Raw genomic sequence first — 14,305 nt, forward strand, 5'->3', positions numbered from 1 at the left:
GGACCTAAAAGCGAATCAGCACACGACTTCAGGCCACGGCCTTCAGGGGGAGGAACCATGGCGGACAGCTTCGGGCCTTTGCACGGCGGACGAGAGCCCGAGAGCGCGCTGAACCCGGAGGGAATGGATTCGGCCAGCGGCGCGTCACGGGACGAGCCGATCCGGGTCCTCGTCGTGGACGATCACGCCCTTTTCCGCCGCGGTCTGGAGATCGTTCTCGCGCAGGAAGAGGACATCCAGGTCGTCGGCGAGGCGGGCGACGGTGCCGAGGCGGTCGACAAGGCCGCGGATCTGCTCCCCGACATCGTCCTGATGGACGTCCGGATGCCCAAGCGCGGTGGCATCGAGGCCTGCACCTCCATCAAGGAGGTCGCTCCCAGCGCGAAGATCATCATGCTGACGATCAGCGACGAAGAGGCCGACCTCTACGACGCGATCAAGGCGGGCGCCACCGGCTACCTCCTCAAGGAGATCTCCACCGACGAGGTCGCCACCGCGATCCGCGCGGTCGCCGACGGCCAGTCGCAGATCAGCCCGTCGATGGCGTCGAAGCTCCTCACCGAGTTCAAGTCGATGATCCAGCGCACCGACGAGCGCCGGCTGGTGCCCGCGCCCCGGCTGACCGACCGCGAGCTGGAGGTCCTCAAGCTCGTCGCGACCGGCATGAACAACCGGGACATCGCCAAGGAGCTGTTCATCTCCGAGAACACCGTGAAGAACCACGTCCGCAACATCCTGGAGAAGCTGCAGCTGCACTCCCGGATGGAGGCCGTGGTCTACGCGATGCGGGAGAAGATCCTCGAGATCCGCTGACCACGGCCGCCTACCACCCCCCAGGCCTCGGCCCGCCCACCGGCCCCGGCCCCCGAGCCCGTCGGATCCTGAGCTACCGGCCACCGGCCACCGGCCACCGGCCACCGGCCACCGGCCACCGGCCACCGGCCACCGGGCCCGACGGCCCCCGAGTCCCCGCTCTCGGCGCTCCGGGCCTCAGCCCAGTGCCTTGACCAGCTCCGGGGCCAGCTCAGGGGCGTCCACGCGCTCGACCGCTACGGCGTCGCAGCCCACCCACTCGGCCGCCTCGCGCAGCGCCTGCGCCACCGCCGGGACCGCCTTCGCGCCGTCCAGCGTCACCTGCCGGGCGACCAGGGTCCGGCCGTCGCGCGCCGGGTCCACCCGGCCCACGAGCCGGCCGCCGGACAGGACGGGCATCGCGAAGTAGCCGTACACCCGCTTCGGCTTGGGCACGTACGCCTCCAGGCGGTGCGTGAAGCCGAAGATCCGCTCCGTGCGGGGCCGCTCCCAGATCAGCGAGTCGAACGGCGAGAGCAGCGTCGTGCGGTGCCGGCCGCGCGGCTCGGTCGCGAGCGCGGCCGGGTCCGCCCAGGCCGGCTTCCCCCAGCCCGCCACCGTCACCGGCACCAGCCCCGAGTCCGCCACCACCGCGTCGAACGCCTCGGCCTTGATCCGGTGGTAGTCCGCGATGTCCGCGCGGGTGCCGACGCCGAGGGCCTCGCCCGCCTGTCGGACGAGCCGGCGCAGACACTCCGTGTCGTCGAGGTCGTCGTGGAGCACCGCGTCCGGGATGGCGCGCTCGGCCAGGTCGTACACCCGCTTCCAGCCGCGGCGCTCGGTGACCACCACCTCGCCGTACATCAGCGCCCGCTCCACGGCGATCTTGGAGTCGGACCAGTCCCACCACTCGCCCTTGTTCTTCGCGCCGCCCAGCTCCGTCGCCGTCCGCGGGCCCTCGGCGCGCAGCTGCGCGATCACCGCGTCGTACGCCGCCGGGGACAGCTTGTGGCCCCAGTGCGGGCGGTCGCGGTAGGCGCGGCGGCGGAAGGCGAAGAGCGGCCACTCCTCGACGGGCAGGATGCAGGCCGCGTGCGACCAGTACTCGAAGGCGTGGCCCTCGGTCCAGTACGCGTCCTCGACGGTGCGGCGGCCGACCGCGCCCAGGCGGGCGTACGGGATGAGCTCGTGCGAGCGGGCGAGGACCGAGATGGTGTCCAGCTGGACCTGCCCGAGGTGGCGCAGCACACCCCGCACCCCCGCCCGCCGGTCGGGGGCTCCGAGGAAGCCCTGCGCCCGCAGGGCGATCCGGCGGGCGTCGTCGGCGGACAGTTCGGCGGCGGGGCGCGGGGCGGCAGTCATGATCCGCACCCTAGAGGGCGGCACTGACACCGGGTGAGGCTTTCGGCCGAGGCGGCGGGGGACCGGGCAGCCGGGGCCGGCCGGCCCCGCCACACGGCCGCCGCACGTCAGCCACACGTCCGCCACACGCCCCCTCAGCCCTGCACGCCCCCTCAGCCCTCCGTCGCCGCGCTTGCCGCCCTCGCCGGCAGATACGGCACGGGCGAGGGCAGGCCCAGGTCCGACGGCAGCAGGGAGCCGAGCCAGCCGTCGCGGGCCGTGCCCTTGTTGATCAGGCCCGCGCGCTCCACGCCCTCGATGGTGAAGCCGGCGCGCTCGGCGACGGCGCGGGAGGCGGCGTTGCCGACCTCGGCGCGCCACAGGAAGCGGTGGATCCCGAGGGAGGTGAAGGACCAGCGGGCGAGGGCGGTGACGGCCTCGGTCATGTAGCCGTGGCCGCGGTGCTCCTTCACCATCCAGTAGCCGACCTCGCGGACGCCCGGGCCGCGTGCGTGCAGGCCGATCGCGGCGAGCAGCGGGCCGCCCTCCAGGGGCTCGACGGCGAAGGCGTACTCGCCGTCCAGGCGCCAGCCCTCCGGCGCGATGCGGGTGACGAAGAGCTCGGCGTCCGCCCGGCCGTACGGGGACGGGACGGTGGTCCAGCGCTGGATGTCGGGGTCCTGGCAGGCGGCGTACACCGCGTCGGCGTCCTCCGGCGCGAAGGGACGCAGGCGCAGCCGCTCGGTGCTGAGTGTGATGGGCTCCATGACGAAATTGTGGTGACCCGTCCCGGTGGAAGCGAACACTTTTCGGGCGGGGCGGCACCTTCCGGTGGCCTCGTGCGTTCTTCCTGTGAGAGGCGCCGGACAGGTCCTGGGGGCCGGAGCGGGGGCTCCGGCCCTGCGGGCCTCCCTCCGCGAGGGCGGTCTCGCTTACGATGGCCGTTGCGGTGGGGACCACCTGCCGTGCCCGCGCCCGAGTCATGACAAGACCCAGTGCCAGGCCCGACCGGCAAGGAGACCAGCCTCAGTGTCCGTCTTCCACAAGCTCATGCGTGCAGGCGAAGGCAAGATCCTGCGCAAACTGCACCGCATCGCGGACCAGGTCAACTCCATCGAAGAGGACTTCGTCAACCTCTCCGACGCCGAGTTGCGGGCGCTCACCGACGAGTACAAGCAGCGGTACGCCGACGGCGAGAGCCTGGACGACCTCCTTCCGGAGGCGTTCGCCACCGTCCGTGAGGCTGCCAAGCGCGTCCTCGGCCAGCGCCACTACGACGTGCAGATCATGGGCGGCGCCGCCCTCCACCTCGGTTACGTGGCCGAGATGAAGACCGGTGAGGGCAAGACCCTCGTCGGCACGCTCCCCGCGTACCTGAACGCGCTGTCCGGCGAGGGCGTGCACCTGATCACGGTGAACGACTACCTGGCCGAGCGCGACTCCGAGATGATGGGCCGCGTCCACCGCTTCCTGGGCCTCCAGGTCGGCTGCATCCTCGCCAACATGACCCCGGCGCAGCGCCGCGAGCAGTACGCCTGCGACATCACGTACGGCACGAACAACGAGTTCGGCTTCGACTACCTGCGCGACAACATGGCGTGGTCCCAGGACGAGCTCGTCCAGCGCGGCCACAACTACGCGTGTGTCGACGAGGTCGACTCGATCCTCGTCGACGAGGCCCGTACGCCGCTGATCATCTCCGGCCCGGCCGACCAGGCCACCAAGTGGTACGGCGACTTCGCCAAGCTGGTCACCCGCCTCACCAAGGGCGAGCCCGGCAACCCGATGAAGGGCATCGAGGAGACCGGCGACTACGAGGTCGACGAGAAGAAGCGCACCGTCGCCATCCACGAGGCCGGCGTCGCCAAGGTCGAGGACTGGCTGGGCATCGACAACCTGTACGAGTCGGTCAACACCCCGCTCGTCGGTTACCTGAACAACGCCATCAAGGCGAAGGAACTGTTCAAGAAGGACAAGGACTACGTCGTCATCGACGGCGAAGTCATGATCGTCGACGAGCACACCGGCCGTATCCTCGCCGGCCGCCGCTACAACGAGGGCATGCACCAGGCCATCGAGGCCAAGGAGGGCGTGCCGATCAAGGACGAGAACCAGACCCTCGCCACGATCACCCTCCAGAACTTCTTCCGCCTCTACAACAAGCTCTCCGGCATGACCGGTACGGCCATGACCGAGGCGGCCGAGTTCCACCAGATCTACAAGCTGGGCGTCGTGCCGATCCCGACGAACAGGCCCATGCAGCGCGTGGACCAGCCGGACCTGATCTACCGGACCGAGGTCGCCAAGTTCGCCGCCGTCGTCGACGACATCGCGGAGAAGCACGAGAAGGGCCAGCCGGTCCTCGTCGGCACCACCTCGGTCGAGAAGTCCGAGTACCTGTCGCAGCAGCTCAGCAAGCGCGGCATCCCGCACGAGGTCCTCAACGCCAAGCACCACGAGCGCGAGGCCGTCATCGTCGCCCAGGCGGGCCGCCGCGGCGCCGTCACCGTCGCCACGAACATGGCCGGCCGCGGTACGGACATCAAGCTCGGCGGCAACCCCGACGACCTCGCCGAGGCGGAGCTGCGCCAGGCCGGCCTCGACCCGGTCGAGCACGTCGAGGAGTGGGCCGCGGCCCTGCCGGGCGCCCTGGAGCGCGCCGAGAAGGCCGTGAAGGCGGAGTTCGAGGAGGTCAAGGAGCTCGGCGGCCTGTACGTCCTGGGCACCGAGCGCCACGAGTCCCGTCGTATCGACAACCAGCTCCGCGGCCGTTCCGGCCGTCAGGGCGACCCGGGCGAGTCCCGCTTCTACCTGTCGCTCGGCGACGACCTGATGCGCCTCTTCAAGGCCCAGATGGTCGAGCGGGTCATGGCCATGGCCAACGTCCCGGACGACGTGCCGATCGAGAACAAGATGGTCACCCGCGCCATCGCCTCCGCGCAGGGCCAGGTCGAGTCCCAGAACTTCGAGACGCGCAAGAACGTCCTGAAGTACGACGAGGTCCTCAACCGCCAGCGCGAGGTCATCTACGCCGAGCGCCGCCGCGTCCTGGAGGGCGAGGACCTGCACGAGCAGGTGCGCCACTTCATGGACGACACCATCGACGACTACATCCGCCAGGAGACCGCCGAAGGCTTCGCCGAGGAGTGGGACCTGGACCGGCTGTGGAACGCGTTCAAGCAGCTCTACCCGACCAAGGTCACGGTCGACGAGCTGGAGGACGCCGCCGGCGACCGCGCGGGCATCACGGCGGAATTCATCGCCGAGGCCGTCAAGAACGACATCCACGAGCAGTACGACGCCCGTGAGCAGCAGCTCGGCTCGGACATCATGCGCGAGCTGGAGCGCCGGGTCGTCCTGTCGGTCCTCGACCGCAAGTGGCGCGAGCACCTCTACGAGATGGACTACCTCCAGGAGGGCATCGGCCTGCGCGCGATGGCGCAGAAGGACCCGCTGGTCGAGTACCAGCGCGAGGGCTTCGACATGTTCTCCGCGATGATGGAGGGCATCAAGGAGGAGTCCGTCGGCTACCTGTTCAACCTGGAGGTCCAGGTCGAGCAGCAGGTCGAGGAGGTCCCGGTGCAGGACGCCCCGTCCCTGGACAAGGAGGGCGCGCCCGTCCCGGCCGGCGCCGCCCGCCCGGAGATCCGCGCCAAGGGCCTGGACGCCCCGCAGCGCCCGCGCCTGCACTTCTCCGCGCCGAAGATCGACGGCGAGGGCTCGGTCGTCGAGGGTGACTTCGCCTCGGACGGCGCCGCCGGCGAGGGCGACGGCCTGACCCGCGCGGAGCGCCGCAAGGCGCAGAAGAGCGCCGGTGGGCGTCGCCGCAAGAAGTAGGCGGATGCCGTAGGACGAAACCGAGGGGCCGGTCGCCGCATGGCGGCCGGCCCCTCCGGCATACGGGCGGCCGGCACCCGGCCCCTCTGGTGTGCGGCGGCGGCCCGGCCCCTCCGGCGTACGGGTCGCCGCCCGGCCCCTTCGGCGTACGGGCGGCCGCCGCCCGGTCCTCTCCGCGTACGGGCCCCGCGCGGCTCCGCTCTTTCGGGTGCGGCTGCGGTCAACGGCCGGATGACGGGCCGGGCAGGCCGTCCAGTTCCACCGCCGCGCAGCGCCAGCGGCGGTCCCCGCCCCGTTCCAGGCGGAAGGCCATGGCGCGGACGCGGTCGCCCGTCGCGACGGTGGCCCAGGCCTCCAGGGCGCCGTCGGCCGGCGGATGGAACCTGCACGCGCGCAGCACCGGGCGCGGCCCGGACGAGCGCAGCGGCGTGACCGGGGCGAGCCGGACCAGCTGCTCGTACGCCTCGCCGATCGTGTGCCCGAGCATCCAGTGCACGGGCCGCTCGCCGCTCAGCACGGCGAGGAGCTTCTCGGCGAACATCAGGTGCGGCGGCGCCGACCGCCGCGGGGTGGTCCCGGCGCGGCCACGGGGGCCGGTGCCGGCGGGGCCGCGGGGGCGCAGGGTGTTCGTGGTCATGGGGTCCCCGTTCGTCGCGATGCGTGCGATGAGATTGCAGTGGGTGACCGGTTGGTACCAGTCAGTAACTTGCTGGGGATCTTGTACGGGGGCGGCGGGCGCGGTCGCAAGGAGCGGTTGGCCTGCGGAGGTCACGCAGAGCGATTCACCTATCAGGGTGACGGCGGTGCGGGCTCGCCCCGCGGGTCTCCGCGGGTGCCTGCCTCGGCGTCAACCCCGCACCCGGGGCCGCCCGGTCGCCCGTGGCGGCCCCGGCGCCGGACCCCCGGCCCCGAAAGGGGACTCCGCACGTATCCTGAGGGCGTCTCCGACTACGAAAGCGGCCAGCCATGCGCGTGTACGTCCCCCTGACGCTCCCCGGTCTCGCACAGGCGCACAAGTCCGGCGAGCTGGGCCCCGGGCCGCTCACCGCCTACGCCGTCACCCCCGCGCTGCGCGAGTGGTACGTCTCCGACGACATCGAGGAGCTGGAGTACGCCGCCCTCAACCGCGCCGCCGCCGCCTCGCTGCGGCTGCTCGCCGGTGACCCGCGGGCCGCCCGGCGCCGGGTCGTCGTCGCCGTCGACGTGCCCGACAAGGACGCCGTCGTCGACCCGGACCGCGGGCTCGACGCGAGCGCGCTCGGCGAGGTCCGCATCGCCGCCGCCGTGGCGCTGGCCAAGGCCGCCGCCGTGCACGCCGACGCCGACGACGCGGAGAAGGACGTCGCCGCCGCGGCCGCCGCGCTCGGTGCCGCCGACCAGGGTGACGACGACGCGCAGTTCGTCGTCGACGGGGCCGAGGACCACGAGCTGCTCTGGTTCGGCGTGCAGGAGATCCCCGCGCTGCTGGGCTGACCTGCGGGCCGAGCTGCGCGCTGACCTGCCGGGGGCCCGGTCCGGCTGTCGTACCGGGCCGGTACCGTGGCTTCCCATGGGGAAGCACGCGAAGCATCTGGTCTGGGACTGGAACGGCACTCTGCTCGACGACATCGGCGCGGTCATCGGCGCCACCAACGCGGCCTTCGCCGAGCTGGGGCTCGAACCGATCACCCTGGAGCGGTACCGGGACCTGTACACCGTGCCGGTGCCCAAGTTCTACGAGCGGCTGATGGGGCGGCTGCCCACCGAGGACGAGTGGCTGCTCATGGACGGCACCTTCCACCGGCACTACTGGGCGCAGGCCGAGGGCGCCCGGCTCACGGCCGGCGCCGCGGAGCTGCTGGCCGCGCGGCAGGCGTCCGGGTTCACGCAGTCGCTGCTCTCGCTCGCGCCGCACGACGACCTGATACCGCTCGTGCGGCAGCACGGGATCGCCGAGCGCTTCGTGCGGGTCGACGGGCGGGCCGACCGGTCGTCGGACGGGAAGTCCGGCCACATGGTGCGGCACCTGGCGGCGCTGGAGGGAGTGGCGGCGGAGCGGGTGGTCGTCATCGGCGACGCCGCGGACGACGCGATCGCGGCCGCGCACGTGGGCGCGAAGGCGGTGCTGTACACCGGCGGATCGCACAGCCGGGCGTCACTGGAGCGGGTCGGGGTCCCGGTCGTCGACACGCTCGCCGAGGCGGTCGCCGTGGCGGACGAGCTGGTCTAGGGGCAGGGAAGGGCAGGAGCGGGGGCAGGGACAGGGGCAGGGGCAGGACTGGGGTACGGGGCCCGGGGCGGCCCGGTGGGGGTTGTGCCCACCGGTGCCTCCAGCCCCGCGGAACGTAGGCCCGCAACCCCCAGGGGGTCCGTGCCTACGCCTTCGCCTCCCGCAGCACCTTCAGGAACTCCCGCATCCAGCTCGGGTGGTCCGGCCAGGCCCTCGACGACACCAGGCGGCCGTCCACCACCGCCTCCGTGTCCTGGAAGGTCGCGCCCGCCGCCTGCATGTCGAGTTCGAGGGCCGGGTACGCCGTGACGTGGCGGCCTTCGAGGCTGCCGAGGGCCGCGGTGAGGAGCGGGCCGTGGCAGATCTGGGCGACCGGTTTGTCGGCGTCGAAGAAGGACTTGAGGATCTTGCGGAGCTCCGGGTCGTTGCGGAGGTACTCCGGGGCGCGGCCGCCAGGGATGACCACGGCGACGTACTCGCCCGGGTCGACCTCGGAGAAGGCGAGGTCGGCGGGCCAGGTGTAGCCGGGCTTCTCGGTGTACGTGTCGTAGCCCGGCTCGAAGTCGTGCACGACGAAGCGGAGCTGTTTGCGCGACGGGGCCGCGATGTCGACCTCGTACCCCTCTTCGAGGAGCCGCTGGTACGGGTACATCACCTCCAGCGACTCCGCCGCGTCCCCGGTCACGATCAAGATCTTCGTCATGGCGGCTCCCAGATCCGTCAGATCCCCGATGTCGGTGTGTGCCCCGGGAACCATGCGTCGCTGTCCACACTGTCAAACTTACCGGCCTGCTTTTGTACACATAAGGCTCATGACGGCCGGGGGGTCATCAGCGATAGGCTTTTCCCGTGATCAGCGCGATATGCCGAGGGGGCAACGCAGCCCCCGGCTTGCGCCCGGCCCGCTACGGCGGCCGGGCCGACGGCGCGTTCGCGGATTCACTGCGTCCGGGCGGTGCGCGCGCCCACGGCACGACACCCACCGTGGCCGAGAACGACCCGGACATCTCTCATCGCGGCATAACGTCGACTCAGACCGGTACCCCCGCGTCGTGGCGTTGTGTCCTTTCTTCCACCGACGTCACGCAACGGCGCGCGACAGGAGTCAGAGGACATGCAGACCAAGCTGGACGAAGCCAAGGCCGAGCTGCTCGATCGGGCCGCCCGGGTAGCTGAGAACAGCCCGGCCGGGGGGCGACTTCCGACAGGGCCCGACGGGAAGCGTCCGGACCGAGCGACCCTCCTCGACTACCTCCAGCGCTACTACCTGCACACCGCGCCCGAGGACCTCGCCGGCCGTGAGGCCGACGACGTCTTCGGCGCCGCGCTCTCGCACTACCGCCTGGCGGAGAACCGTCCCCAGGGCACCGCGAACGTCCGCGTGCACACCCCGACGGTGGAGGAGAACGGCTGGACCTGCAGCCACTCCGTCGTCGAGGTCGTCACCGACGACATGCCGTTCCTCGTGGACTCCGTGACCAACGAGCTGTCCCGCCAGGGCCGCGGCATCCACGTCGTCATCCACCCGCAGGTCACGGTCCGCCGCGACGTGACCGGCAAGCTCATCGAGGTGCTCTCCAAGGAGCCCAAGGGCGAGCTGCCGCACGACGCGCTGCTCGAGTCCTGGATCCACGTCGAGATCGACCGCGAGACCGACAAGGCCGACCTCAAGCAGATCACCAACGACCTGCTGCGCGTCCTGTCCGACGTCCGCGAGACCGTCGAGGACTGGGAGAAGATGCGCGAGGCCGCGCTGCGCATCGCCGACGGCCTGCCCGAGGAGCCCGTCGCCTCCGACCTGCGGCCCACCGAGGTCGAGGAGGCCCGCGAGCTGCTCCGCTGGCTCGCCGACGACCACTTCACCTTCATCGGCTACCGCGAGTACGAGCTGGTCAACGGCGACGCGCTGTCCGCCGTCCCCGGCACCGGCCTCGGCATCCTGCGCTCCGACCCGCACCACAGCGGCGACGACAAGCACGCCCACCCCGTCTCGCCGTCCTTCAGCCGGCTGCCCGCCGACGCCCGCGCCAAGGCGCGCGAGCACAAGCTGCTGATCCTGACGAAGGCCAACAGCCGCGCGACCGTGCACCGCCCCTCGTACCTCGACTACGTGGGCGTGAAGAAGTTCGACGCCGACGGCAACGTCATCGGCGAGCGCCGCTTCCTGGGCCTGTTCTCCTCGGCCGCCTACACCGAGTCCGTCCGCCGCGTGCCGGTCATCAAGCGCAAGGTCCAGGAGGTCCTCGCGGGCGCCGGCTTCGCGCCGAGCAGCCACGACGGCCGCGACCTGCTCCAGATCCTGGAGACCTACCCGCGCGACGAGCTCTTCCAGACCCCGGTCGACCAGCTCCAGGCCATCGCCACCAGCGTTCTGTACCTGCAGGAGCGGCGCAAGCTGCGGCTCTACCTGCGCCAGGACGAGTACGGCCGCTACTACTCGGCCCTCGTCTACCTGCCGCGCGACCGCTACACCACCCGCGTCCGGCTGCGGATCATCGACATCCTCAAGGAAGAGCTGAACGGGACCAGCGTCGACTTCACGGCCTGGAACACCGAGTCGATCCTCTCCCGCCTGCACTTCGTCATCCGCGTCGAGCCGGGCACCGAGCTCGCCAAGCTCACCGACGCCGACGTCGACCGCATCGAGAACCGGCTCTCCGACGCCACCCGCTCCTGGGCCGACGGCTTCGGCGAGGCGCTCAACGCCGAGCTGGGCGAGGAGCGCGCCGCCGAGCTGCTGCGCCGTTACGGCAACGCCTTCCCCGAGGGCTACAAGGCCGACCACTCGCCGCGCGCCGCCGTCGCCGACCTGTGCCACCTGGAGGCCCTCGCCGACAGCGGCAAGGACTTCGCGCTCTCCCTCTACGAGCCCGTCGCCTCCGGCTCCGGCGAGCGCCGCTTCAAGATCTACAAGACCGGCGACCAGATCTCGCTCTCCGCGGTCCTGCCGGTCCTCAACCGGCTCGGCGTCGAGGTCACCGACGAGCGCCCCTACGAGCTGCGCCTCGCCGACCGCCCCAACGCCTGGGTCTACGACTTCGGCCTGCGGATGCCCACGCCCACCGGCAACGGCGGCGACTACCTCGGCGACGACGCCCGCGAGCGCTTCCAGGAGGCCTTCGCGGCCACCTGGACCGGCGAGGCCGAGAACGACAACTTCAACTCGCTCGTCCTGTCCGCCGGGCTCAACTGGCGCGAGGCGATGGTGCTGCGCGCCTACGCGAAGTACCTGCGCCAGGCCGGGGCGACGTTCAGCCAGGACTACATGGAGGACACCCTCCGCAACAACGTCCACACCACCCGGCTGCTCGTCAACCTCTTCGAGGCCCGCATGGCCCCGGAGCGGCAGCGCGCCGGCACCGAGCTGATCGACGCCCTCCTGGAGGAGCTGGACGCCGCCCTCGACCAGGTCGCGAGCCTGGACGAGGACCGCATCCTGCGTTCCTTCCTCACCCTCATCAAGGCCACCCTGCGGACGAACTTCTTCCAGAAGTCCGCCGACGGCAAGCCGCACCCCTACGTGTCGATGAAGTTCGACCCGCAGGCCATCCCGGACCTGCCGGCCCCGCGCCCGGCCTTCGAGATCTGGGTGTACTCGCCGCGCGTCGAGGGCGTCCACCTGCGCTTCGGCAAGGTCGCCCGAGGCGGCCTGCGCTGGTCCGACCGCCGTGAGGACTTCCGTACCGAGATCCTCGGCCTGGTCAAGGCGCAGATGGTGAAGAACACCGTCATCGTGCCGGTCGGCGCCAAGGGCGGCTTCGTCGCCAAGCAGCTCCCGGACCCGTCCGTGGACCGCGACGCCTGGCTGGCCGAGGGCATCGCGTCGTACAAGACCTTCATCTCGGCGCTCCTCGACATCACCGACAACCTGGTGGCCGGCGAGGTCGTGCCCCCGGTCGACGTGGTCCGCCACGACGAGGACGACACCTACCTGGTCGTCGCCGCCGACAAGGGCACCGCGACCTTCTCCGACATCGCCAACGGCGTCGCCGAGGCGTACGGCTTCTGGCTGGGCGACGCGTTCGCCTCCGGCGGCTCGGCCGGCTACGACCACAAGGGCATGGGCATCACCGCCCGCGGCGCCTGGGAGTCGGTCAAGCGCCACTTCCGCGAGCTGGGCCACGACACCCAGACCGAGGACTTCACCGTCGTCGGCGTCGGCGACATGTCCGGCGACGTCTTCGGCAACGGCATGCTGCTCTCCGAGCACATCCGCCTCGTCGCGGCCTTCGACCACCGCCACATCTTCATCGACCCGACCCCGGACGCGGCCACCTCGTACGCCGAGCGCCGCCGCCTCTTCGACCTGCCGCGCAGCTCCTGGGCCGACTACGACCTCTCGCTGCTCTCCGCGGGCGGTGGCGTCCACCCGCGCAGCGCCAAGTCGATCCCGGTCAACGCGCAGATGCGGGCCGCCCTGGGCATCGAGGCCGGCGTCACCAAGCTGACCCCGGCCGAGCTGATGAAGGCCATCCTGCAGTCGCCCGTCGACCTGCTGTGGAACGGCGGCATCGGCACGTACGTGAAGTCCTCCGCCGAGTCGAACGCCGACGTCGGCGACAAGGCCAACGACGCCATCCGCGTCGACGGCCAGGACGTCCGCGCCAAGGTCATCGGCGAGGGCGGCAACCTCGGCGCGACCCAGCTCGGCCGCATCGAGTTCGCCCGCACCGGCGGACCCGAGGGCGCGGGCGGCAAGGTCAACACCGACGCCATCGACAACAGCGCCGGCGTGGACACCTCCGACCACGAGGTCAACATCAAGATCCTGCTCAACGGGCTCGTCGCCGAGGGCGACATGACCGTCAAGCAGCGCAACAAGATCCTCGCCGAGATGACGGACGAGGTCGGCGCGCTCGTGCTGCGCAACAACTACGCGCAGAACACCGCCCTGGCCAACGCCGTCGCCCAGTCGCCGTCCCTGCTCCACGCCCACCAGCGCTTCATGCGCCGCCTGGGCCGCGACGGGGCGCTCGACCGCTCGCTCGAGTTCCTGCCCAACGACCGGCAGATCCGCGAGCTGCTGAGCGGCGGCAAGGGCCTGAGCCAGCCGGAGCTCGCCGTCCTCCTCGCGTACACCAAGATCACGGTGGCCGACGAGCTGATCGGCACCGAGCTGCCGGACGACCCGTACCTGCGCGGGCTGCTCCACGCGTACTTCCCGACGCTGCTGCGCGAGCAGTTCACCGAGGCCGTCGACAACCACGCGCTGCGCCGCGAGATCATCACCACGGTGCTGGTCAACGACACCGTCAACACCGGTGGCTCGACCTTCCTGCACCGTCTGCGCGAGGAGTCCGGCGCGTCGATCGAGGAGATCGTCCGCGCGCAGACCGCGGCCCGCGTGATCTTCCGCCTGGGCGAGGTCTGGGACGCCGTCGAGGCGCTCGACAACAAGGTCGCGGCCGAGTTCCAGACCCGGATGCGGCTGCACTCGCGCCGGCTCGTCGAGCGCGGCACCCGCTGGCTGCTCAACAACCGGCCGCAGCCGCTCCAGCTGGGCGAGACCATCGAGTTCTTCGCCGAGCGGGTCGAGCAGGTCTGGGAGAAGCTGCCGCAGCTGCTGCGCGGCGCGGACCTGGAGTGGTACCAGTCGATCCTGGGCGAGCTGACCGAGGTCGGCGTCCCGGAGGAGCTGGCGCTGCGCGTGGCCGGGTTCTCCTCCGCGTTCCCGATCCTCGACGTCGTCGCGATCGCGGACCGCACCGGCAAGGATCCGCTGGCGGTCGCCGAGGTCTACTACGACCTGGCCGACCGGCTGAAGATCACCGACCTGATGGACCGGATCATCGAGCTGCCGCGGGCCGACCGCTGGCAGTCGATGGCCCGCGCCTCCATCCGCGAGGACCTCTTCGCGGCCCACGCCGGGCTCACCGCGGACGTCCTCGCCGCCGGGAACGGCACCTCCACCCCGGAGGAGCGGTTCAAGGCGTGGGAGGACAACAACGCGGCCATCCTGGGCCGGGCGCGCACGACCCTGGAGGAGATCCAGGGCTCGGACGCCTTCGACCTGGCGAACCTGTCGGTGGCCATGCGGACGATGCGCACGCTGCTGCGCACGCACAGCTGACCGCTGATCCGACCCAAGGGGCGCCCCCGCCGGCACGAGCCGGCGGGGGCGCCCCC

Annotated in this window: 9 protein-coding genes; 5 read left to right on the top strand and 4 right to left on the bottom strand. The window is 71.4% G+C overall.

Features of this window, described 5'->3' with window-relative positions:
• The first annotated feature begins 57 nt into the window (after positions 1 to 57).
• A complete protein-coding gene (locus ACFYU9_RS06100; protein WP_389218691.1) occupies positions 58 to 813 on the top strand; it encodes a response regulator in 756 nt (251 codons plus the stop codon).
• 177 nt (positions 814 to 990) lie between these two features.
• Here the strand turns inward: ACFYU9_RS06100 and ACFYU9_RS06105 are convergent, their stop codons facing one another.
• Together ACFYU9_RS06105 and ACFYU9_RS06110 are read right to left on the bottom strand one after the other, a co-directional pair.
• Entirely contained in the window at positions 991 to 2,154 is a 1,164-nt protein-coding gene (locus ACFYU9_RS06105) for a winged helix-turn-helix domain-containing protein (RefSeq protein WP_389343073.1), read from the bottom strand.
• A gap of 152 nt (positions 2,155 to 2,306) precedes the next feature.
• Entirely contained in the window at positions 2,307 to 2,900 is a 594-nt protein-coding gene (locus ACFYU9_RS06110; RefSeq protein WP_389218697.1) for a GNAT family N-acetyltransferase, read from the bottom strand.
• Positions 2,901 to 3,162: 262 nt separating this feature from the next.
• On the opposite strand from ACFYU9_RS06110, the gene secA reads away from it, so the two are divergent.
• Positions 3,163 to 5,970, top strand: coding sequence for a preprotein translocase subunit SecA (secA, locus tag ACFYU9_RS06115; RefSeq protein WP_389218700.1), 2,808 nt, complete (start codon positions 3,163 to 3,165; stop codon positions 5,968 to 5,970).
• A gap of 220 nt (positions 5,971 to 6,190) precedes the next feature.
• On the opposite strand, the gene ACFYU9_RS06120 is transcribed toward secA, so the two are convergent.
• Positions 6,191 to 6,607: an Rv3235 family protein gene (locus ACFYU9_RS06120; protein WP_389218703.1), complete on the bottom strand. Its 417-nt coding sequence runs from the start codon at positions 6,605 to 6,607 to the stop codon at positions 6,191 to 6,193.
• 329 nt (positions 6,608 to 6,936) lie between these two features.
• Here ACFYU9_RS06120 and ACFYU9_RS06125 point away from each other — a divergent pair, with 329 nt between their 5' ends.
• Both ACFYU9_RS06125 and ACFYU9_RS06130 read left to right on the top strand, forming a co-directional pair.
• Positions 6,937 to 7,443, top strand: coding sequence for a DUF6912 family protein (locus tag ACFYU9_RS06125; RefSeq protein WP_389218705.1), 507 nt, complete (start codon positions 6,937 to 6,939; stop codon positions 7,441 to 7,443).
• Between the two features lie 76 nt (positions 7,444 to 7,519).
• The gene (locus ACFYU9_RS06130) at positions 7,520 to 8,179 is read left to right on the top strand and encodes an HAD family hydrolase (protein WP_389218708.1); all 660 of its coding nucleotides are present in this window, start codon (positions 7,520 to 7,522) and stop codon (positions 8,177 to 8,179) included.
• 145 nt (positions 8,180 to 8,324) lie between these two features.
• On the opposite strand, the gene ACFYU9_RS06135 is transcribed toward ACFYU9_RS06130, so the two are convergent.
• Positions 8,325 to 8,882 (bottom strand): DJ-1/PfpI family protein, encoded by a 558-nt coding sequence (locus ACFYU9_RS06135; RefSeq protein ID WP_389218710.1) that lies wholly within the window; start codon positions 8,880 to 8,882, stop codon positions 8,325 to 8,327.
• Positions 8,883 to 9,293: 411 nt separating this feature from the next.
• On the opposite strand from ACFYU9_RS06135, the gene ACFYU9_RS06140 reads away from it, so the two are divergent.
• On the top strand, positions 9,294 to 14,249 hold the full coding sequence (locus ACFYU9_RS06140; protein WP_389218712.1) for an NAD-glutamate dehydrogenase: 4,956 nt from the start codon (positions 9,294 to 9,296) through the stop codon (positions 14,247 to 14,249).
• Positions 14,250 to 14,305: the final 56 nt, after the last annotated feature.

The sequence above is a fragment of the Streptomyces sp. NPDC004327 genome (assembly GCF_042873935.1).
Taxonomy (GTDB): Bacteria; Actinomycetota; Actinomycetes; order Streptomycetales; family Streptomycetaceae; genus Streptomyces.